Source organism: Pseudomonas sp. D5(2026), from assembly GCF_057766845.1.
On record NZ_CM173421.1, the window covers coordinates 3,120,867 to 3,142,421 of the forward strand.

Here is a 21,555-nt window from a genome sequence, read left to right on the forward strand (position 1 = left end):
GGTAGCCGAGTCAGGAAGACATGAAAACATTACTGCGTCTGTTGAAAAGTTTCTGGGTGCTGCTGCCATTGCTGTGGCTGGCTAGCCTGTTGATTTGCTGGCTGGCCGCGCCGCTGGTGCCGTGGCTGCGTCATCACGTGCCTGAAGCGCTGGCGATCATCAGTGCCTGCTTCCTGCTGGTAATCGTGCTGCGTCAATACCAGCGCATTCGCGCCGAACACAACCTGGAGAACCTGCTGCAGATCGAGGTCGACCGCTCGTGGAATGCCACTGGCGAGTTCCGTGACCAGCAGGTGCTGCGTGAGCGCCTGAAGCACGCCATCGCCATGCTGCGCACCGACCGCTCCGCGGGTGGCGGCGGCAAGGCGGCCCTGTCCGACCTGCCCTGGTACCTGGTGGTCGGCATGTCGGCGGCCGGCAAGACCTCGCTGCTGACCCATTCCGGCCTGTCGGCCAGCATCGCTACCGCCAACGACAGTGAAAGCGGCACCCAGCACTGCGACTGGTACTTCAGCCCCGACGCCGTGATGATCGACACCGCCGGGCGCTACCTGCGCGACGACCAGTCGGCCAGCGAATTCTCGGCCTTTCTGCGCATGCTGCGTAAGCAGCGTGGCAAAGCGGCGATCAATGGCCTGGTCCTGGTGGTCAGCCTGCCCGAACTGCTGGCGGCCAACAGCGACGAGCGCAATGCCCTGGCGGCCCAGCTGGTGGCACGGGTGGAAGAATACGCCGAATGCCTCGATGCCAACCCCCCGGTTTACCTGATGCTGAGCAAGACCGACCAGTTGCCGGGCTTTAGCCAGGCGTTCGACGGCCTCGACCTGCACGATCGCCAACAGCCGCTGGGCATGACCTTTGGGCTTTCGGAAATCCGCACCAACGGCCTGCACGCCGTGCTGCAGACGCGCCTGAAGAAGCTGCAGGCTCATATTCGCCAGCACGTCGACGCGCAGATGATCGCCCTCGGTGCCGAAGCCGACAGCACCCTGCTGAATTTCCCGCAGTACTTCGCCGCCCTCAGCGGTGTGCTCGAGCAATTCCTCGACCACTTCACCCGCGGCCATCGCGGCGGTGCCCCGCTGCTGCTACGTGGCCTGTACTTCACCAGTGCACTGCAGACCGGGCAGCAGCTGGGGCAGGTCTATGAAGATGTCATCGCCGACGAATTCGCCCTGCAGGCCGCCTACGATGAGCAGCCCGGGCACGTCGGCAAGGCCCTGGGCAACCGCAGCTACTTCATCACCGACACCTTCCGCCAGGTGATCTTCCCCGACCGCGACCTGATCCTTTACCAGTCGCGCCTGGGCCGCCAGGCTGCGTTCAGCCCGCTGCTACTGGGCCTGGCCGCCGCCACCGGGTTGCTGTTCATCGGTTGGCAAGCGCTGTCGTTCGCCAATAACCGCCAATGGCTGGACAACCTGCGCGGGCAGCTGGCGCACATCGAGCAGGCAGCAGACCGCGAGCAGCAGCTGGCCGCAGGCAAGGGCTTGGAAGTGCTGCGTGAACAGATGGCCAACGTCGAGGCCCATCGCCTGCAGGGTGTACCCCTGCAGCTGGGTGGCGGCCTGTACCAGGGCGAGGCGATTCACCAGGTGACCCGCAGCGCCTATCTGGCGCAGCTGCGCAGCCAGGCGCTGGAACCGATCGCACGCAACCTGCAAGTGCAGATGCGGGCGTTCAACACCTTCGCCAACGGTATCAATCAGGAGCTGGAATTCACCCCGGCCCCGCAGCCGAAAAAGCGCAATGGCAAGCCGCTTGCCCCTGCCATTGCGGCCAGGGCCCAGGCCGCGCTGGGCAACACCCGCGCTGGCGCCTATGCCGCCAAGGTCAACCTGGCCACTGCCAGCGATGGCGCCGAGCTGTCCGCCGCCACCGGTGGGCTGTCACTGTCCGAAGAAATGCTCGGGCGCCTGGACGAGCAACAGGTGGCCTCGATCATCGAGGCCTACAACACCCTCAAGCTGTACCTGTTGCTGACCGAGCCCAAGGCCCATCCAGACCCGGCCTTCGTCGCTGCCAGCCTGCCCCAGGCCTGGGCCAGCGCCGCCGCCGAAGGCACCCCGGCCGACGCTGGCGTGATCGCGGAAAATGCCCCGCTGTACGTGCAGTTGCTGGAGCAGGGCCAAGCGCCGTCGTTGCCGCGCAACGAACAGCTGATCAACGAAACCCGGCAGAACCTCAAGTCGTTCATGATCTCCAGCTCGCTGGTCGACCGCGAGTACCTGCGCCTGCAGCTCGAGTCGAGCCGACAGTTCCCGGCGCTGAACCTCAACGACCTGGTCCCGCAACCGGGCCGCGCGCTGCTGTATGGAACCGCTGGCGTGCCGGCGATCTACACCCGCCAGGGCTGGGACACCTTCGTCAAGCCCGAGCTGATCAAGCTGGTGTCGGGCAACCTGCGCAACGAGTCGGACTGGGTGCTGGACGGCGAAGGCGGCGATGCCATCGTGCAGAAGGCCAACTTCGTACGCGAGTTCATGACCCGCTACAAGCGCGACTACACCCAGGCCTGGTACAAGATGGTCAGCAGCGTTGGCGTGCGCCACTTCGCCGACCTGGCTTCGGCGACCCGGCAATTGGGGCTGCTGAGCGACGTGCAGAACTCGCCAGTGAAGAACCTGCTGCAGGCGGTCAACGACAATACCCAGTGGGACCTGCCGCTCAAGCAAGCCATCCCGGCCCCCGGCACCACCCGCGACGATGGTTTCTGGAGCAAGGTCACCGGTCTGTTCGACGCTAACGACACCCTACCCGCCAACGTTGCCCCGGCCCTGCCGGCGGTGGACGACGGTAGCCTGGCCAAGCGCTTCGAGCCGGTGGCGCGAGTGTTCGCCGAGAACAACGCCGAAGGCGCCGACAGCACCATCATGGACCGCTACCTGGCCGCCTTGCGCAAACTCAAGGTGCGCCTGAACAACATCCAGCGCTCGCAGGATGTGGGCAAGAGCAGCAAACAGTTGATCAGCGAGACCCTGGAAGGCCAGCCGAGCGAGATCACCACCGTGCGCAACTACGTGGAGAGCAGCGTCGACACCAGCCAGGATGGCCTGTCACGCTCGCTGCAGGGGCTGTTCAGCCTGCCCATCCAGTATGCCTGGGCGACCCTGCGCGACCCGGCCGGCCAGCAGATCGCCAAGGCCTGGGCGCAGCAGATCGCCAAGCCTTGGGAGCAGGTCATGGCACACCGTTACCCGATTGCCGGCAGCAGCCGCAACGAGGCTTCGGTGAAAGACCTGCAGCGCTTCGTGGATCCCGACAGCGGCCTGCTGCCGGCCTTCAAGCGCAACGAAATCGGCAATCTGGCCGGCGGTGAAGGATTGGGCGTGGGCGATAGCAAGGGGCCGGCACTGGTCAATCCTGGCATGCTCAACAGCATCGACAAGGCCAGCTCCGTGGGCCAGGTGATCGCCAGCCTGTCGGACCGTGACAACGGCTTCGAAATCATGCTGGAGCCTTCAGCCAACTTCACCGACATCGTCTTCACCCTCGATGGCCAGGAGCAGCACTACCGCAACGGCCGCAGCAGCTGGAACCGCTTCGCCTGGCCGGGCACCAGCAACGCGCCGGGCGCGCGCCTTGACGTCGTCACCCTGAGCGGCACACGGGTCACCGTGTTCGACTTCCCGGGGCGCTGGGGCCTGCTGCGCATGAACGAGAGCGCTCGCGTCGACGACCTGGACGGCATTCAGCAACGTTTCAGCTGGAACACCGCCAATGGCCGCGTAAGCCTTATCGTGCGCAATTTCGGCGGGGTCAAGCTGACCGATCTGGCTGACGTCAAGGCCCTGAGCGCCCTCAACAGCAGGGGGGCGCAATGATCGGTTGCTTCGGCAAGCTACCGTCGAGCGCAGATTTCGTCAGCCTTCATGGGGCGGCGGAAGAAGTCTGCGAGTTCGACGCCTGGTTGCAGTCATCGCTGGCAGCCATGCGCTACCGCGATGACTGGCAAGCGTTGTTCGACGCGCTGCCGATGTGTTTTTTCACCTACCGCGCACGCAACGGCAACTGGCTACTGGGTGGCCTGCTCAGCTCGCGCGATGCCAGCCAGCGGCGCTACCCGTTCTTCATCTTCCAGCTGCTCAAGCTCGAAGACAGCAGTGTACTGGTCAACCCGTTCACGCTTGGCGAGCTGTTCAGCGCACAGATCAAACCAATGCTGCACCAGGCTGTGCAAGGCGCCGACTGCACCAGCCTGTTCGAACGGATCAAGGCCTTGCGCCCGCTGCAGGGCCAGGATCTGGACCTGTTCCGCCGGGTGCACGCCAAGTTCCTGCATGATTTCAGCTTCGCGGATGTGGCCCGCGCACTGCACGGGTCCTGGCCAGGTTTCGACAGCGCCACTGCCCTCGCCCACCTGCAGCTCGGCCGTGCTTCGCTGCAGGGCGACTTTGCAGGCGGCATCGAATTGCCGTTGCCGGCCGAACGTGGCCTTAAAAACCCCACGGCCGATCTCTGGCTGACCTGGCTGAGCCGCATGAGCGGGCACCGAGAGTTGCCGGCGGTGAGCCTGTTGGCCGACGACTTCATGCACCCGCAGCTGTACTGCTTCCCGGCGCGCCACGCCAACTGTGCCTACCGCCTGCTCAGTGGCTGTGCCGACCCGCGCCAGCACCTGGAGTTGCTCAGCCCACTGACGATGGTGCCTCGGCTGCACGATTACGACCGCCCCCTTGAACATGTCATCGACCAGTTCGTCGATGCACTGGATGCGACGCCTGTATGAACAAGCTCAAGTACTACTGCCTGCGCTACCAACCCTACCTGCTGGGCGTGGCGTTCTTCCTGGCGATCTTCCTGGTCTGGGCCATCGGCCGAGCCTTCGGCTTCGCCTCGCTGCACAGCCTGCTGGCCGGCATCGGCGTGTTTCTGCTGCTGTCGGCGGGCTATGTACTGCTGCTGTACCGCGGAGTGGGTCAGCACCACAACCTTGAAGGCCTGCTGCGCGACGACGCCGACCAGGCCGTACTCAGTGCAGCCCCAGCCGACCGGGAAGAGATCAGCCTGTTGCGCGAGCGCCTGCTACAGGGCATCGAGCGGCTGCACAGCAACAAGCCGCGCGGTACCTCGACCAAGGATGCACTGTATGCCCTGCCCTGGTACCTGGTCATTGGCCAGCCGGCCGCCGGCAAGAGCACAATGATCCTGCAGTCAGGCCTGAACTTCCCCTATGCCGAGCGCGAAGGCGCACGGGTCGCGGGCCTGGGCGGCACGCGCAACTGCGACTGGTTCTTCAGCTCTGAGGCGGTACTGCTGGACACTGCCGGGCGCTACATGAACAGCCCCGAAGAAGCCGGCAAGTGGCGCGGCTTTTTGCAACTGCTGCGCCAGCACCGCCAGCGCCGCCCGCTCAACGGCTTGATCGTCAGCGTCAGCATCGACGATATCCTGCATGGCCCGGTCGAAGAGCAGGAACGCGTGGCCAAGCGCCTGCGCGAACGCATTCAGGAAAGCTGCGCGCTGCTAGAAGTGCGCCTGCCAATCTACCTGGTTTTCACCAAGTGCGACCTGATCCCTGGTTTCACCGCGTTCTATCGCCAGCTGGACGATGCCGCGCGTGGTGAAGTGATGGGTAAAACCTTCTCTCACAAGGGTTTCGAGCAAGCCGACTGGGGCCAGCGCTTCAGCAATGCGATGGACGAGCTGACCCGTTACTGGGGGCAGATGGCGAGCCAGCAGCTGGTGCAGCAGGACATACAAGTCACTCGGCAGAACAACGCAGCCTACCGCTTCCCGCTCGAGCTGGCCGCGCTCAAGCCGCGCCTGCATCAGTTCGTCGACAGCCTGCTGCGCGCCAACCCTTACCAGAATGCCGAAATGCTGCGCGGCTTCTATTTCACCGCAGCGTTGCAGGCCGACGAAACTCAGTGGGGCTGCCACGGCCAGCATGTGGCCGAACGCTTCGCGCTTGAACACGCAGAAGGCACGGGCACTGCCGGCAGCCAGGCGGCGCCGCTGTTCATCAACAGCCTGTTCCGCAAAGTGATCATTCCCGACCAGCATTTGGTGGCGCTGTACACCAGCAACCACCGTGAACGCCGACGCAAGGCCGGTTGGGTGGGCGCCGCCGGCCTGGCGGCACTGGTGCTGTGCAGCCTGTGGGGCTGGTCGTACCTGAACAACCGCGCCACCCTGGCCAGCATTGCCAGCGAACTGGCCCAGGCCAAGGCCGACGACCAGGCGGCCAGCGGCCAGTACACCGCCTGGCGAAGCCTCGACCGCTTGCGCTTCTGGGCTGCTCACTACCATGAGCAACACCACGCAAAGGGCGTGCCCCTCAGCATGCGCCTGGGCCTGTACCAGGGCCGTGAGGTCGAGCCGCTGCTGCGCGACCGTTACTTCGCCACCTTGCAGAATGTGATGCTAAAGCCCACGGCCGATAATCTGACCCGCACCCTGTACCTGCTGACCACGCTCAAGGTCTACCAGCGCAACACCCGTGAGCTGCAGCCAGTGAGCGGCATTGACAGCGTAGAGGCCGAGGCGCTGCCCCATGACAACCGCGCCCAGTCGATCGCCAATTTCGGAAAGGCGGCCCTGGACACTTACGTGATGCTTTCTCCGGGCCAGCGCGAGCATGCCGACCCGGCGTTTCTCAAGGCGCACCTGCCGGACTACTGGTACCCGGCCATCGCCCGTCATACCGGCAAGAGCATGGCCGCCGCCGGCAGCGAGGCCGGCGGCAACCAGGACTACCTGTATGCCAGCCGCCAGATCACGTTCTATAGCGACCAGATCCGTGAGCCAGATGTACCGCGCATCCTCGACAACGCCTTCCTGATGTCCAGTTCGCGCAACTACATCGACAGCCTGCGGGCCCAGTCACTGCGTGCGATCGAGACCATCACGCTGGAATCCGACACCTTGTTCGCCTTCGGCCGCGCCGACTTCCAGAGCCTGAAAAACGAAGGCCAGAGTCAGCTGAGCGCAATTGCCAGCAAGCTGCTGAACACCCCGAATATCGGCAAGATCATCATCTCGGGGCACGCCGACCAACTGGGCGACAGGCAGGGCAACCTGCAGGTTTCGAAACAACGGGCACAAACCATCCGCACCTATCTGGTTGGCAAGGGCGTACCTGCCGAACTGATGGTCGCGCAGGGCGAAGGCAGCCGCAAACCGTTGGTCAACTGCGACATGCAACAACCGCGAACGCAGTTGATCAAGTGCCTGGAGCCCAACCGCCGGGTGGAAATCGAAGTGCGTGGGCTTAACTGAGCCACGCCGCAATAACCGGTCGCCGGGGCCTCACAGGATGAGGCCCGGGCGGCGGCAAGCTACCTCTGCCGGCGCGCCCGGCGAGGTCAAAACCAAGGGGCGCATGAGCAACCCTTTACATGTTGTTAATGGAGAGTTTCACAATGGCATTTGACGCGTATATCCAAATCGACGGCATCCCAGGCGAAGTACTGGATGAAAAACACAAGGACTGGATCGAAGTGCTGGGCTACGAGTACGGCGCCACCCAGGCTACGTCGGCAACCGCCAGCTCTTCGGGCGGTGCGTCCTCCGAGCGCGTTGCCCTGAGCGACTTCAAGATCCGCAAGGCAGTCGACAAGGCATCGGCCAAACTGTTCGAACACTGCTGCACCGGCAAGCACATTGCCAAGCTGAAGCTGAACGTGAACCGCGCCGGTGGCGACAAGGTCACCTACCTGACCATCGACATGGAAGAAGTGGTGGTCTCTTCGGTCAAGTTTGTTGCCGGTGGCAACCAGAATGGTGAAGACAAGGCGGTCAGCGACCTGCCGGTTGAAGAAATCAGCTTCAACTTTGCCCGCATCAAGACCACCTACACCCAGCAGAACCGCACCGACGGCCAGGCCGGCGGCAACATCGTCGGTGGCTGGGACCGCACCGCGAACAAAGTGTTTGCCTAAGCACGTGCCAGACCATGGGCCGCTTCGGCGGCCTGTGTTCCGCAGCGCGCCGGGTTTTCTGGCGCGCTGTTCATTAGCCATGTCCAGAGTGTTCTATGCCTGAAATTCTCAATGACCTCTCGCTGGCCACACTGGTCGCCCCTATCGAGGGTGGCAGTGGTGAAGACTTGAGCTTCTCTGCCTTGTTCGACCAGATCAAGGAGGCACGCCGGGCGGACCCTGACTACCTGACCCAGGGCGACTGGCAAACCGACCTGAAGACTGCCGACTGGGAGCAGGTGATCAACCTGTCGGCTCAAGGGCTTGCGCAGCAAAGCAAAGACCTGATGCTGGTGGCCTGGCTCTGCGAGGGGCTGGCCCAGCGCGAACACTTCGAAGGCATCACCTTTGGCCTCGAGCTGACCGAACAGCTCCTGGTTGCGTTCTGGGAAACGCTGTACCCCACCCTCGAAGACGGCCTGGACGAGCGCGCGGCGCGACTGTCCTGGTTGAAGACCACGCTCACCGACATTGCCGGTGGCTTGCCCATTATCCAGGGGCAGAATTTTGGCGTGTTGCGCTATGACGAATCACGCCATGTAGAAAACCTCGCCTTGCAAAACCCCAAGGCGATGCAGACAGCGCTGAACGAAGGCAAGATCAACGCCGAGATCTTCCAGCGTTCGGTAGCGCTTACCGACACCGATTACCTGCGCGCCAAGGCCCAGCAGATCGCTACCAGCCTGAATGCATGCAAACGCCTGCAGGCCAGCGCCGACCGCCTGTTCGGCCACGAGGCGCCCAGCTTTGCCAGCCTTGCCGACATGCTTTCGCGTGCCAGCCAGCTGGCGGAAAAACTGCTCAAGGACCGCGGCGTAGAGCTACACCCCGCCATCCCGGAGGAAGCACAGCCACAGGCCACGGGCGCCAACCTCCACGAAGCAGGTGAACCGATGAATGCCACGCCCCCGACGACCGCGCCTGCAGCCCTGCGCACCACCCCGCTGACCCGCGACGAGGCATTCACCATGCTTGCGGGCATCGCCCAGTACTTCAAACAGAGCGAACCGCAAAGCCCGGTACCCTACCTGATCGAACGTGCGATCAAGTGGGGCAACATGCCGTTGGAAGGCTGGTTGAGTGACGTGATCAAGGACAACAACGTGGTGGACAACATCCGCGATGTGCTGGGCACCCGCTAGGGTCTGCAATAAAAGCCTTGAGACGAACGTCAGGTAAGGCGAAGACAGCCGGCTCCCTGCCCCCCCACCGGCTCCATCGGGCAGGTCCCTTGACTGTTGCCCACGCAAGGGCGCTGCAATTGCTGTTAACTTGAGCGCCCTGCTCAGCTTCAGACAAGGACTGCTTCATGCCACCAAGCCCAACCACCCCAAGCGGTTTCATCCGCGTCCGTGGCGCCCGCGAGCACAACCTGAAGAACATTGATGTCGATATCCCCCGCGATGCCTTGGTGGTGTTCACCGGCGTGTCCGGCTCGGGCAAGTCCTCGTTGGCGTTCTCCACGCTGTATGCCGAAGCCCAGCGTCGCTATTTCGAATCGGTGGCGCCCTATGCCCGGCGCCTGATCGACCAGGTTGGCGTGCCGGATGTCGATGCCATCGATGGCTTGCCGCCGGCGGTGGCCCTGCAGCAGCAACGCGGCACGCCGAGTGCACGCTCCTCGGTGGGTAGCGTGACCACCTTGTCCAGTTCGATCCGCATGCTTTACTCCCGCGCAGGCCATTACCCGGCCGGGCAAGCGATGCTGTACGCCGAAGACTTTTCTCCGAACACGCCCCAGGGCGCTTGCCCGCAATGCCATGGCCTGGGGCGTGTCTACGAGGTGACCGAAGCGACCATGGTCCCCGACCCTTCGCTGACCATCCGTGAGCGTGCGGTAGCAGCGTGGCCAATGGCCTGGCAAGGGCAAAACCTGCGCGACATCCTGGTCACGCTGGGCTATGACGTCGATATCCCTTGGCGCGACCTGCCCCAGGCACAGCGCGACTGGATCCTGTTCACTGAAGAGACGCCCACCGCCCCCGTGTATGCCGGCCTGACCCCGGCGCAGACCCGCGAAGCCCTCAAGCGCAAACTGGAGCCCAGCTATCAAGGCACGTTCATGGGTGCCCGACGTTACGTGCTGCATACCTTCATGCACTCGCAGAGCGCGCAGATGCGCAAGCGTGTGGCCCAGTACATGCGCCCCAGCCCTTGCCCGCTGTGCCAAGGCAAACGCCTGAAGCGCGAAGCGCTGGCCGTGACCTTCGCCGGGCTGGACATCGCCGAACTGTCGCACCTGTCGTTGCAGGCGCTGGCCGAGGTGTTCCGCAAGGTGGCGGCAGCTGACTACCTGACCCAGCAGCAGGACGAACTGACACTGGAAAAACGCCTGGCGGCCCAACGCATCGCCAACGAGCTGCTCGAACGCATTGACACGCTGCTTGACCTCGGCCTTGGTTACCTGGCCCTGGAGCGCAGCACCCCAACCTTGTCTTCCGGTGAACTGCAACGCCTGCGCCTGGCCACGCAGCTGAATTCGCAGCTGTTCGGGGTGGTCTACGTGCTCGACGAGCCGTCGGCCGGCTTGCACCCGGCTGACAGTGAAGCGCTGTTCGAAGCCTTGCAGCGCCTGAAACAGGCTGGCAACTCGGTGTATGTGGTGGAGCATGACCTGGACACCATGCACCGCGCCGACTGGCTGGTGGATGTAGGGCCAGCTGCCGGCGAGCACGGCGGCACCATCCTCTACAGCGGGCCGCCTGCCGGCCTGGCCGAGGTCCAGCAGTCATGCACCCGCACCTACCTGTTCAGTGCCCCGGCCCAGGCCACACGCGCCCCCCGCCAGGCCCGCGACTGGCTGAAGCTCGAAGGCATCACCCGCAATAACCTCGATAACCTGAGCGCTGCATTCCCGCTGGGCTGCTTTACCGCCGTTACCGGTATTTCCGGCTCGGGTAAATCCAGCCTGGTCAGCCAGGCCCTGCTGGAACTGGTAGGGGCACACCTGGGCCATGCCGAGCAACGTAGCGAGCCCGAAGCGCAAAGCCTGGAAGATGAACCTGAACAGACCAGCAGCGGCCACGTAAGCGCCGGGCTTGGCAGCATCAAGCGGCTGGTGCAAGTTGACCAGAAGCCGATCGGCCGCACGCCGCGCTCCAACCTGGCCACCTACACTGGCCTGTTCGACCACGTGCGCAAACTGTTCGCGGCTACCGAGCAGGCCAAGGCACAGGGCTTCGACGCCGGGCGCTTTTCGTTCAACGTTGCCAAGGGCCGGTGCGCCAACTGCGAGGGTGAGGGTTTCGTCAGCGTCGAGCTGCTGTTCATGCCCAGCGTGTATGCGCCCTGCCCGACCTGCCAGGGTGCCCGCTACAACCCCGAAACCCTGGCGGTGAGCTGGCAAGGCATGAACATCGCGCAAGTGCTGCAGTTGACCGTCGACCAGGCCCTGCAGGTTTTTGCCGAACAACCGCCTGCACGCCGTTGCCTGCAAGTGCTACAGGATATCGGCCTGGGCTACTTGCGTCTGGGCCAGCCAGCCACCGAGCTGTCCGGTGGCGAAGCGCAGCGCATCAAGCTGGCGACCGAACTGCAGCGCATGGCCCGCGGGGCAACCCTGTATGTGCTGGATGAACCCACCAACGGCTTGCACCCGCAGGACATCGACCGGCTGCTGGTACAGCTGAACCGCCTGGTAGAAAGCGGGCATAGCGTGGTGGTGGTCGAGCATGACATGCGAGTGGTGGCGCAGAGCGACTGGGTGATCGATATCGGGCCGGGGGCTGGCGATGCCGGGGGCAAGGTGGTGGTCAGTGGCACGCCGCAGGTGGTGGCGGCATGTACCGACAGCCGCACGGCGGCGTTTCTGGCCAAGGCCTTGTGACCCCTGCGCATTGCCAGGTTGCTGGGCCGCCGACTAGCGCGCATTGACTCAACGGAAATTGCTGTCGTTGCCAATGGCCTACATCCACCAGGCCAGCACCACCGGCAACCAGGCAAACGACAGCACCGTAGAACACATCACCAGGTTCGCCACCTGCTCTGGCTCACGGTTGGCCCGCACCGCCATCAGGTAGTTGAACACGGCCACCGGCATCGCCGACTGCACCACCAGCACCGCACGCTCCAGGCTGTCCATATCCAATACCGCGCCCACTGCCCAGCCCACCGCAGCGCCCAGGCCAATGCGCAAACCGCCCAGCAACATGCCGCTGCCCACGTGACGCAGGCGAATGCTGGCCAGTGATACCCCCAAGGTCAGCAGCATGAGCGGGATGGTCATGCCGCCCAGCAGGTCTACGGTGTTGGCCAGCCAACGCGGCAGTTCGAAATCGAGAAAGATGATGGGCATGGCGCCGGCCAGGCTGATGACGATAGGGTTGCGCAGCAGCGCCTTGAGCGAAGCCGCCGTGCCGGAAATGGCCATGCCGATGGTGAACTGCACGATGGACAGGGTCAGGAAAAACGCCACAGCCAGGGCCAGGCCATGCTCACCGAAGGCATACAGACTGATCGGCAGGCCCATGTTGCCTGTATTAGGGAACATGAACGCCGGTAGCAGTACCCGCCAGTGCATGCCCGACGCGCGACACACCAGCAAAGCGGCCAAGGCCATCCCCAAGGTGCACAGCAAGCAGGCCACGGCCATGCTGGTAAAGGCATTCGGGTTCAGCTCGGTACGACTGAGGGTGGACAGCACCAGCGAAGGTGTGCCGACGGTCATCACCACCCGGGCGATGAAATCGGTGGGGTAATCCAGGCCCTTGCGGGCCCAGGCAAAGCCAATTCCGGCGACGATGAAAACCGGAGCCAGGACTGCGAACAGCGACGCGAACATGGAGGCCTTCCTTGGTGGGGGGGGTCAGCATTATGCAGCACTCTGCAAGATTGCCGTGCCGATCTCACCGCACGCAGGAGCAGCCATCTGAAATGTCTGTGGAAGACATGTTCATGTCGCGCTGAGACTGCGGCGTCTCGTCGCACACCCATACCCCTTGGCAAAAGCGTCCAAGCCCGTAGAATCCCGCTTCCTTTTCGCCCGTCGCCTTGAACGGTGGCAACCAGCAGCAATGACAGAGTCAGCGCCTGAACACATGAACGCACATGTGAAGTAGGCTCAACCCTCCCCGCCCGGCCCATCTCCCATAACGCCCAGCGGTTGAGTCTTGCCCAGGTCGCATCCGTGTCGCCACTCGCCCCTTGCCGGGTCGAGCCGGTGTGCGCGCCGAGAAGGTGCTCATTCCGCTCATCCAACTAGAGGTACGTATGTCTCCGCGTTTGCTGGCCATGGCGCTGGCGCCCCTGCTCGGGCTGTTCATCATCGCCCTGGGCAACGGCTTCATGTCTTCCCTGACCACCCTGCGCCTGGGCGCCGCCGGTGAGTCTGCCACCACCATCGGTATCGTCTCGTCGACCTACTTCATCGGCCTGACCCTCGGTGCCATCTTCAACGACCGGCTGATCCTGCGCATTGGCCACATCCGCGCCTATACCAGCTTCGCCTCGCTGATTGCCGTCACCATCCTGCTGCAAGGGTTGTTCTACGAGGTCACCTGGTGGTCGGTGCTGCGCCTGATCAATGGCTGGGCGGCAGTCGGCGTGTTTCTGGTGATCGAGAGCTGGCTGCTGCTGGCCGGTGACGCAAAGATTCGTGGCCGCCTGCTGGCGCTGTACATGATCGCCTTCTACGGCGCCGGGGTAATCGCCCAGGCCGGCCTTGGCGAAATCACCCAGCTAGGCGATACCGCCCCGTTCATGCTGGCCGGCGTGCTGGCCGCCCTGTCGGTGCTACCGATCGTGATCCTGCCGCGGGTGTCGCCGCTGCTGGACCAGGTCGAACCCCTCAAGCCCCGCCAGTTGCTGGGCGTGGCACCGTCGGGCCTGGTCGGCTGCTTCGGCTCGGGTGTAGCGATTGCCGGCATCTATGCGCTGCTGCCACTGTACTTGCAGCGCATCGGCCTGGAGGTGGGTGAAGTTGGCAACATGATGGCCTGGGTCATCCTCGGCGCGATGCTGCTGCAATACCCGGTCGGGCGCTGGTCCGACCGCAAGGACCGCCTCGATGTGCTGCTCGCGCTTGCCGCGTTGTGCGTTGTCCTGTCGCTTGTAACGGTGTTCCTGCCATCGGACTCGTTCCTGCTGCCGGCCATGCTGTTCCTGTTGGGTGGCGGCGTGTTCACGCTGTACCCGGTGGCGGTCAGCCATGCGGCCGACCGCGCGCCTTCCGATGCGCTGGTACCGATGATTCAGGGCCTGCTACTGATCAACTCGCTGGGTTCGGCCATGGCCCCGGTGGCCATTTCACCGATGATGACCGAGTTTGGTGAGGCCGGGTTGTTCTGGGCGTTTGCCGTGGTCAACCTGACCATGGTGTGCTTCTTCATGTGGCGCCGTGGCAAACGCCCGGCAGCAGAGCACCCTGCCCCGTTCACCGCGTCGACCACCTTCTCGCCAACTGGCGCCGAGCTGCGGGTGACCGAAGACCTGATGCATGCAGCGCAGGAGCATCCGCCGCTGGAGCCAGTCGAAACCCCGGCGCCCGCACAGCACTCAGCATCCTGATGATTGCAGGGGCCGCACTGCGGCCCAATCGCGGTACCAGGCCGTTCCCACAGAAGATTACATTTCCTTCTGCGGGCGGCCTTGGGTGTGACAGGGATATACAGCCCCCAGAAATTGCCACTCGTCGCCCAGAAGGCACCCCGCCAGCTGCCGCCAGCCAAACGAATGACTGATCATCCGCAAAGGAGAAGTCCCATGATCCGCATTCGCCCGCTATCCCTGTGCCTGGCGCTCGCCCTGAGCAGCCTCACCGGCACTGCCTTCGCCGCCACCGACACCCATACCGACAGCCATCCGCAAACCGACCACTCTGGCGGCAAGACCGTCGGTGAAGGCAGCAGCGTCAACAGCCCCGGCAGCGGCAAAGGTAACGACAGCAGTGACACAGGCAGCAACACCGATGCCGCCGACGGTGCCGCTGGCGGCTCCAACAATACCGGCGAAGGCACTGGCTCTGGTGCCGGTGCCAGCGGCGGCACTGCCGAGGACCAGGACAGCCGCTGAAGCCGACCTGGACTAAACTGAGCCCTGACGCCCTGACCAGGATTGACCATGCACCTCAAACACTGGCTGTTCGCTGCTTTGCTGCCGTGCACTGCTTTAGCTGGCGCAGGCAACCAAGGCGCGATGTCGATCAGTTCCTCGTCATTCACCGATGGCGGCGTCATCGCCCTGCAACAGGTCGGCCAGGACCCGGCATGCGGCGCCGGCGAAGAGCGGACCCCGCAACTGAGCTGGGACAACTTGCCCGCAGGTACGCGGTCGCTGGCCCTGATCATGTTCGACCCGGACGGTGGCAAGGGCGTTGGTGTGGTGCACTGGATCGCCTACAACATCGACCCCGAACAGGATGGGCTCAAGGCAGGCACGGCAGGGCTGAGCGGGCCATCCGTGACAGTGGGCCGCAACTCCCGCGGTACCCTCAGCTACCGAGGCCCCTGCCCACCCGCCGGCGACAACCCTCATCATTACGCACTGACCCTGATTGCCACCGACCTGCCTTTGGGTACCTTGCCTGAGGGGCTGGATCGCAGCGGCCTGCTACAACTGCTTCAAGGCCACGCGCTGGGGGCTCAAAGCCTGGTCGGGCGATACGGCCATTGAACCAGTCAGTACAAAAACAAATGATCAGCCCCATAGCATTTATCCATTGAATGGCCTGCACGAACTGAAGTAAGCTCGGGCTCATTCACTGGAGAGCAACATGCCGAAACACACCCGCAACCACGCCAACCACACCGGTCGCAGCCTGCGCCCTGTGCTGGCCGTTGCCGGCTGCGTGGCACCTGCCAACTATTACTTTGGGTATTGGTTTAGCCATTAGGCGCCGATACCCACCCGGCGTCCACCTTCGAGGGGCCGCCGAACATGAGAATACTCAAACCCCCGGTCGGCTTCCCGACCGGGGGTTTTGCTTTTCAGGCCTTTGACCAACACCGATTCACTTTGAGGACAGATTCATGAACTACGCCACTTATTACTACGCAAACACCTCTGCCTGGCGATTTAGCCAATCCCGCTCGGGCCAGCCTGCCGCCTCCGATCGGTCCTCTACAGGTGGCAATGCAGCAGCCAATACCAATTCAACGATCTGTCGAACACCTCGATAGGGCCGACAATGCGGGCCTGAACCCGCTGTCCGCCCAGGGAAAAACGCCATGCACGCTTCCAGCCTCGCCCTGCCCCTGACCCAGCCGCAAGCGGCCAACACCACTGTCAGCAAACGCTTGCCCAGCCCGCACCTGCTCAAGCAACAGATGCCACTGTCCAGCGAACTGGCCCAGCAAGTCCAGGCCCATCGCCTGGCCATCCGCGACATCCTCGAAGGCCGCGACCCACGCCTGCTGGTCATCGTCGGCCCCTGCTCCATCCATGACCCACGCGCGGCCCTGGAATACGCCGACCGCCTGGCCGCCCTTGGCCGCGAAGTCAACGACAAGCTGCTGCTGGTGATGCGCGCCTACGTCGAAAAACCGCGTACTACAGTGGGCTGGAAAGGCCTGGCCTACGACCCGCACCTCGATGGCAGTGACGACATGCACTCAGGCATCGCCTTGTCCCGCGGGCTGATGCTGAGCATGATCGAACGCGGCCTGCCGATCGCTACCGAGTTGCTGCAACCGATGGCCGCCGGCTACTTCGATGACCTGCTGGCCTGGGCCGCGATTGGCGCACGCACCACCGAATCGCAAATCCACCGCGAAATGGTCAGTGGGCTGGAACTGCCGGTCGGCTTCAAGAACGGTACGGACGGCGGCATCGCCATCGCCAGCGACGCCATGCGCAGCGCTGCCCACCCCCACCGGCACTTCGGCATGGATGCACAGGGCCACCCGGCGATCATCGAGACCTTGGGCAACCCGGACACACACCTGGTACTGCGCGGCGGCCACAAAGGCCCGAACTACGATGCCAACAGCATCGCCATGGCCCGCCAGGCGTTGGCCAAGGCCGGCCTGCAGGCACGGATCATGGTCGATTGCAGCCACGCCAACAGCGGCAAGGACCCGGCGCGCCAGCCAGCGGTCTTCAATGAGGTGCTGGAGCAGCGCCTGGGCGGCGACCGTTCGCTGGTCGGGGTGATGATCGAAGGGCATTTGTTCGATGGCTGCCAGGCACTGGGCAAGGGCGCACTCAAATACGGCGTGTCGATTACCGACGGCTGCCTGGGCTGGGCCTCGACCGAAACCCTGTTGCGTGAGGCGGCACAAAAACTGTAGGCCAATGGTTGCAAGCCTGGCGAGACATACCCCGGACAAGTGCGCTAGGCTTGCCTTTTTTACCCCCAAGGAGCAGTACCCATGGCCCGTGCAACCGCCCGCCACATTCTGGTCAGCAGCGAAGACAAGTGCAACGAACTGAAAGCCCAGATCGAAGCAGGCGCCGACTTCGCTGAAATCGCCAAAGCCAACTCCACCTGCCCGTCCAGCCGTCAGGGCGGTGACCTGGGTTCGTTCGGCCCAGGCCAGATGGTCAAGGAATTCGACACCGTGGTCTTCAGCGCCCCGGTCAACACCGTGCAAGGCCCGGTGAAGACCCAGTTCGGCTACCACCTGCTGGAAGTGACCAGCCGCCAGGACTGATTCCCCCCTCCCGGTGATCAGCCCCCCTGTGGGAGCGGGTTTACCCGCGAAGAGGCCAGACCAGACAACCTCGTTGCCTGCTCCGACGCATTCGCGGGTGAACCCGCTCCCACAAGTATTGTGGGGGCTTGTATTTTCGTGCGTGGGCTTTACGGTCCAGGCGGCTACCACCCACGCCCTCACCGTCTACGGTGAAGCCCCCCGCTACGCCGCCAGCTTCCGGCATTTCGACTATGTAAACCCCGACGCCCCCAAGGGCGGCATCTTGCGCCGCTCGGCCATCGAGATCGGCCAGTTCGACCACATCCTGCCCTACATCGACAAAGGCATCGGTGTCAGCGAAGTCGATGGTCTGCTGTACGCGCCACTGGCGGTACGCTCGTACGATGAACCCTATACCGTTTACGGCCTGATCGCCCGGCGCATGGAGCGCGACCCCAATGATGAGTGGCTGCGTTTCGACATCGACCCACGCGCCACCTTCGCCGATGGCAAGCCGGTGCGCGCCGAAGACGTGCGTTTCACCTTCGAACTGCTGATGAGCAAGGGCAGCCTCAAATACCGTACCCAGTTTGCCGACGTGACCGGCGTGACCGTGGAAAGCCTGCACAGCGTACGATTCGACTTGAAGCCCGAGCACGGCCGCACCCTGGCGCTGGACCTCGCCAGCCTGCCGGTAATGCCCGAGCACGACTGGCAGCAGCGCGATTTTGCCAACGGTGCCGGCTTCGACAAGCCGGTTGGCAGCGGGCCATACCGCATCGGGCGCATCGACAACGGCCGCAGCATCACCTTCGAACGCGACCCGACATGGTGGGCACGTGACTTGCCGGCCAGCCGTGGCCGCTACAATTTCGACAAGCTGCGCATCGAGTACTTCGGCGACACCGAAGTGGCGCGCCAGGTACTCAAAGGCGGTGGCTACGACTATAACCGCGAGTTCTCCGCCACGGCCTACACCTTGGGCTACAACGGTGCGCAACTGGACGACGGCCGCCTGCAACGCGCCCACCTGGCCCCGGCCAAACCGCAGGTGGCCCAAGGTTTCGTGTTCAACCTCGACCAGCCGCAGTTCAAGGACCGCCGTGTGCGCCAGGCGCTGGGTATGTTGTGGGACTATGAGTGGAGCAACCGGCAGATGATGCGCAACCTGTACATCCGCCAGCAAAGCGTGTTCTCCAATACCCCTTTGGCCGCTCGCCAGTTGCCGGATGCGGAGGAGTTGAAGCTGCTCGCCCCCTTGCGCGGCCAAGTGCCAGATGAAGTGTTCACCACGGTGTTCACTGCCCCGGTCACCGACGGCTCGGGGATCATCCGTAAACAGCAGTTGCAGGCCTTGGCCCTGCTCGAACAAGCCGGCTGGCACCCCGAAGGCGACCGCTTGGTCAATAGCCAGGGCACGCCACTGGCGTTCACGTTCCTCAATGGCCAGGCGGGCCTTGAACGCCTGCTGCTGCCGTGGAAGCGCAACCTGGCCCAGATCGGCGTGACCCTGAACATCCGCAACGTCGACTCGGCCCAGTACGTCAACCGGCTGATGGCGCGCGATTACGACATGATCGTCACCGGCTACCCGGTCACCCTGTCGCCGGGCGCCGAGTTGTACAACTACTTCGGCTCGGCGGCCGCTCACGACCCCGGCTCGAACAACCTGATGGTCCTGCAGGACCCGGCCGTAGACCACCTGATCGACGGCCTGGTTCGCGCCGACACCCAGGCCGACATGCTGCGTCACGCCCATGCCCTGGACCGCGTGCTGCAATGGAATTACTACTGGATCCCCAACTACTACCCGCCAGGCAGCTCCACCGCCTGGTGGAACCGCTTCGGCCTGCCCAAGGTCCAGGCCACCTATGACGAGGGCCTGGACACCTGGTGGGAGGTCAGCCCTACCCCGCTGACCAACGCGCAAATGGCCGAACGCCGGAAGGCCTCGCCATGACCGCTTATATCCTGCGCCGCCTGTTGCTGATCATTCCGACGCTGCTGGCAATCCTGCTGGTCAATTTCGCCATCGTCCAGGCCGCGCCGGGTGGCCCGGTGGAGCAAGCCGTGGCCCGCCTCCAGGGCATCGGTGGCGGCGCACCTGGCGCGCGCGCTGAAGTGGTTCATGGCGAATCCCGCGCCACACGCGGCCTGGACCCGAAACTGATCGAAGAGATCAAGCGCCAGTACGGCTTTGACAAGTCCGCCCCCGAACGCCTGTGGTTGATGCTGGGCCAATATGCCCGGCTGGACTTTGGCAACAGCTTCTTCCGCGGCGCCAAAGTCACCGACCTGATTCTCGACAAGTTGCCGGTCACCTTGTCGCTGGGCTTCTGGGCCACGCTGATCACCTACCTGGTGTCGATCCCGCTGGGCATCCGCAAGGCAATGCGCCATGGCAGCCGCTTCGATGCCTGGAGCAGCGCATTGATCGTGATCGGTTACGCCCTGCCTTCGTTCCTGTTCGCGCTCTTGCTGATCGTACTGTTTGCCGGCGGCACTTCGCTCAGCTGGTTCCCGGTACGCGGCCTGGTCTCGGACAATTTCGACGAGCTCAGCCTGCTGGGTAAGGTCGCCGACTACTTCTGGCACCTGGTGCTGCCGGTCGCCGCCCTGGTGATCGGAGGGTTCGCCACCCTCACGTTGCTGACCAAGAATGCCTTCCTCGACGAGGTTTCCCGCCAATACGTGGTCACTGCCCGGGCCAAAGGCCTTAGCGAACGCCGCGTGCTGTATGGCCACGTACTGCGCAACGCCATGCTGCTGGTGGTGGCCGGGCTGCCACAGGCGCTGATTACGGTATTTTTCGCCGGTTCGTTGCTGATCGAGGTGATCTTTTCGCTCGATGGCCTGGGCCGCATGAGTTATGAGGCCGCCGTGTCGCGGGATTACCCGGTGGTGTTCGGCACGCTGTTCATCTTCACCCTGGCGGGCCTGCTGATTCGTCTGATCGGTGACCTGTCTTACACGTTGCTCGACCCGCGCATCGACTTCGATACGAGGGCGCATTGATGCTATCGCCCCTATCACGCCGCCGCCTGCAACGCTTTCGGCGCCACCGCCTGGGCTGGGTGTCGCTGTGGTTGTTTGCCGGCCTTCTGCTGCTGAGCCTTTGCGCCGAACTGGTGGCCAACGACAAGCCACTGCTGCTGGGCTACAAGGGCGAGCTGTACGTTCCGGCGCTCAAACGCTACACCGAGCAGCAGTTTGGCGGGCAACTGCCGTTTCAACCCGACTACCGCAGCGCCTATGTGCGCCAACTGATCGCGGAACAGGGTGGCTGGATGCTGTTCGCACCTATCCCGTTCAGTGCCGACACACCAAATTACGACCTGCAGGTGCCCACCCCCAGCCCGCCCAGTGCCAGCAACTGGCTAGGCACCGACGACCAAGGCCGTGACGTGCTGGCGCGGGTGCTTTATGGCACGCGGGTATCGCTGCTGTTCGCCTTTGCCCTTACCGCGGTCAGTGTGCTTATTGGCGTGGCGGCAGGCGCCCTGCAAGGCTACCACGGGGGCTGGGTCGACCTGCTCGGGCAGCGCCTGCTGGAGGTATGGTCGGGGTTGCCCGTGCTGTATCTGCTGATCATCCTCAGCGGTTTTGTCGAACCGGATTTCTGGTGGCTGCTGGGGATCATGGCGCTGTTTTCCTGGCTGGCCCTGGTCGACGTGGTGCGCGCCGAGTTCCTGCGCGGGCGCAATCTGGAGTATGTAAAGGCTGCGCGGGCGCTGGGGTTACCGGACAGCCAGGTCATGCTGCGGCATATCTTGCCCAATGCCATGAATGCCACGCTGACCTATGTGCCGTTCATGCTGACCGGGGCCATTACCACACTGACCGCGCTGGACTTTCTGGGCTTTGGCATGCCAGCGGGCAGCGCCTCGCTGGGCGAGCTGGTGACCCAGGGCAAGCAGCACCTGGAGGCACCGTGGTTGGGCTTTACCGCGTTCTTTGCGCTGGCGGTGATCCTGTCACTGCTGGTGTTTATCGGGGATGCCCTGCGTGAGGCGTTTGACCCCCGACGATAAGTTTTCAGGCCCGGTCTTTTCAGGGGCTTGTGC

The 21,555-nt window shown here is 63.8% G+C and carries 15 protein-coding genes; 14 read left to right on the plus strand and 1 reads right to left on the minus strand.

The features are described from left to right. The first annotated feature begins 20 nt into the window (after positions 1-20). From AC3B5Q_RS14520 to AC3B5Q_RS14545, 6 genes are all read left to right on the plus strand, one after another. Complete coding sequence (locus AC3B5Q_RS14520) at positions 21-3,824, plus strand: type VI secretion protein IcmF/TssM N-terminal domain-containing protein (RefSeq protein ID WP_330507994.1); 3,804 nt, start codon at positions 21-23, stop codon at positions 3,822-3,824. Then, a complete protein-coding gene (gene tagF / locus AC3B5Q_RS14525) occupies positions 3,821-4,729 on the plus strand; it encodes a type VI secretion system-associated protein TagF (RefSeq protein ID WP_103469040.1) in 909 nt (302 codons plus the stop codon). Before AC3B5Q_RS14520 ends, tagF begins: the two co-directional genes overlap by 4 nt. Further along, positions 4,726-7,221, plus strand: coding sequence for a type VI secretion system membrane subunit TssM (gene tssM / locus AC3B5Q_RS14530; RefSeq protein ID WP_488392646.1), 2,496 nt, complete (start codon positions 4,726-4,728; stop codon positions 7,219-7,221). The genes tagF and tssM overlap by 4 nt, the downstream gene beginning before the upstream one ends. 143 nt (positions 7,222-7,364) lie before the next feature. Next, positions 7,365-7,883 carry an Hcp family type VI secretion system effector gene (locus AC3B5Q_RS14535; RefSeq protein WP_012052417.1) on the plus strand — a complete coding sequence of 173 codons (519 nt, stop codon included), beginning with the start codon at positions 7,365-7,367 and terminating at the stop codon, positions 7,881-7,883. Positions 7,884-7,978: 95 nt separating this feature from the next. Further along, positions 7,979-9,064, plus strand: a complete 1,086-nt coding sequence (tssA, locus tag AC3B5Q_RS14540; RefSeq protein WP_021785677.1) for a type VI secretion system protein TssA — start codon at positions 7,979-7,981, stop codon at positions 9,062-9,064. Positions 9,065-9,231: 167 nt separating this feature from the next. After that, positions 9,232-11,748, plus strand: coding sequence for an excinuclease ABC subunit UvrA (locus tag AC3B5Q_RS14545; RefSeq protein ID WP_101196071.1), 2,517 nt, complete (start codon positions 9,232-9,234; stop codon positions 11,746-11,748). Between the two features lie 78 nt (positions 11,749-11,826). Here the strand turns inward: AC3B5Q_RS14545 and AC3B5Q_RS14550 are convergent, their stop codons facing one another. After that, positions 11,827-12,702, minus strand: coding sequence for an AEC family transporter (locus tag AC3B5Q_RS14550; protein WP_021785675.1), 876 nt, complete (start codon positions 12,700-12,702; stop codon positions 11,827-11,829). 428 nt (positions 12,703-13,130) lie between these two features. On the opposite strand from AC3B5Q_RS14550, the gene AC3B5Q_RS14555 reads away from it, so the two are divergent. From AC3B5Q_RS14555 to AC3B5Q_RS14590, 8 genes are all read left to right on the plus strand, one after another. Next, the gene (locus AC3B5Q_RS14555) at positions 13,131-14,426 is read left to right on the plus strand and encodes an MFS transporter (RefSeq protein WP_021785674.1); all 1,296 of its coding nucleotides are present in this window, start codon (positions 13,131-13,133) and stop codon (positions 14,424-14,426) included. A gap of 195 nt (positions 14,427-14,621) precedes the next feature. Further along, the gene (locus AC3B5Q_RS14560) at positions 14,622-14,930 is read left to right on the plus strand and encodes a hypothetical protein (protein ID WP_021785673.1); all 309 of its coding nucleotides are present in this window, start codon (positions 14,622-14,624) and stop codon (positions 14,928-14,930) included. Between the two features lie 48 nt (positions 14,931-14,978). Next, the gene (locus AC3B5Q_RS14565; protein WP_021785672.1) at positions 14,979-15,530 is read left to right on the plus strand and encodes a YbhB/YbcL family Raf kinase inhibitor-like protein; all 552 of its coding nucleotides are present in this window, start codon (positions 14,979-14,981) and stop codon (positions 15,528-15,530) included. 554 nt (positions 15,531-16,084) lie between these two features. Next, complete coding sequence (locus AC3B5Q_RS14570) at positions 16,085-17,146, plus strand: 3-deoxy-7-phosphoheptulonate synthase (RefSeq protein WP_021785670.1); 1,062 nt, start codon at positions 16,085-16,087, stop codon at positions 17,144-17,146. A gap of 81 nt (positions 17,147-17,227) precedes the next feature. Then, on the plus strand, positions 17,228-17,509 hold the full coding sequence (locus tag AC3B5Q_RS14575) for a peptidylprolyl isomerase (RefSeq protein WP_003248318.1): 282 nt from the start codon (positions 17,228-17,230) through the stop codon (positions 17,507-17,509). Positions 17,510-17,651: 142 nt separating this feature from the next. Next, positions 17,652-19,451: an extracellular solute-binding protein gene (locus AC3B5Q_RS14580; protein WP_274118914.1), complete on the plus strand. Its 1,800-nt coding sequence runs from the start codon at positions 17,652-17,654 to the stop codon at positions 19,449-19,451. Next, positions 19,448-20,506, plus strand: coding sequence for a microcin C ABC transporter permease YejB (locus AC3B5Q_RS14585; protein WP_021785668.1), 1,059 nt, complete (start codon positions 19,448-19,450; stop codon positions 20,504-20,506). Before AC3B5Q_RS14580 ends, AC3B5Q_RS14585 begins: the two co-directional genes overlap by 4 nt. Continuing rightward, positions 20,506-21,522 carry an ABC transporter permease gene (locus tag AC3B5Q_RS14590; RefSeq protein ID WP_021785667.1) on the plus strand — a complete coding sequence of 339 codons (1,017 nt, stop codon included), beginning with the start codon at positions 20,506-20,508 and terminating at the stop codon, positions 21,520-21,522. Before AC3B5Q_RS14585 ends, AC3B5Q_RS14590 begins: the two co-directional genes overlap by 1 nt. The last annotated feature ends 33 nt before the right edge of the window (positions 21,523-21,555 follow it).

What these genes read in the sequence shown, in the direction of transcription:
- AC3B5Q_RS14520 (WP_330507994.1), top strand. Translation starts at nt 21, where the DNA reads ATGAAAACATTACTGCGTCTGTTGAAAAGTTTCTGGGTGCTGCTGCCA.
- tagF (WP_103469040.1), top strand. Translation starts at nt 3,821, where the DNA reads ATGATCGGTTGCTTCGGCAAGCTACCGTCGAGCGCAGATTTCGTCAGC.
- tssM (WP_488392646.1), top strand. Translation starts at nt 4,726, where the DNA reads ATGAACAAGCTCAAGTACTACTGCCTGCGCTACCAACCCTACCTGCTG.
- AC3B5Q_RS14535 (WP_012052417.1), top strand. Translation starts at nt 7,365, where the DNA reads ATGGCATTTGACGCGTATATCCAAATCGACGGCATCCCAGGCGAAGTA.
- tssA (WP_021785677.1), top strand. Translation starts at nt 7,979, where the DNA reads ATGCCTGAAATTCTCAATGACCTCTCGCTGGCCACACTGGTCGCCCCT.
- AC3B5Q_RS14545 (WP_101196071.1), top strand. Translation starts at nt 9,232, where the DNA reads ATGCCACCAAGCCCAACCACCCCAAGCGGTTTCATCCGCGTCCGTGGC.
- AC3B5Q_RS14550 (WP_021785675.1), bottom strand. Translation starts at nt 12,702, where the DNA reads ATGTTCGCGTCGCTGTTCGCAGTCCTGGCTCCGGTTTTCATCGTCGCC.
- AC3B5Q_RS14555 (WP_021785674.1), top strand. Translation starts at nt 13,131, where the DNA reads ATGTCTCCGCGTTTGCTGGCCATGGCGCTGGCGCCCCTGCTCGGGCTG.
- AC3B5Q_RS14560 (WP_021785673.1), top strand. Translation starts at nt 14,622, where the DNA reads ATGATCCGCATTCGCCCGCTATCCCTGTGCCTGGCGCTCGCCCTGAGC.
- AC3B5Q_RS14565 (WP_021785672.1), top strand. Translation starts at nt 14,979, where the DNA reads ATGCACCTCAAACACTGGCTGTTCGCTGCTTTGCTGCCGTGCACTGCT.
- AC3B5Q_RS14570 (WP_021785670.1), top strand. Translation starts at nt 16,085, where the DNA reads ATGCACGCTTCCAGCCTCGCCCTGCCCCTGACCCAGCCGCAAGCGGCC.
- AC3B5Q_RS14575 (WP_003248318.1), top strand. Translation starts at nt 17,228, where the DNA reads ATGGCCCGTGCAACCGCCCGCCACATTCTGGTCAGCAGCGAAGACAAG.
- AC3B5Q_RS14585 (WP_021785668.1), top strand. Translation starts at nt 19,448, where the DNA reads ATGACCGCTTATATCCTGCGCCGCCTGTTGCTGATCATTCCGACGCTG.
- AC3B5Q_RS14590 (WP_021785667.1), top strand. Translation starts at nt 20,506, where the DNA reads ATGCTATCGCCCCTATCACGCCGCCGCCTGCAACGCTTTCGGCGCCAC.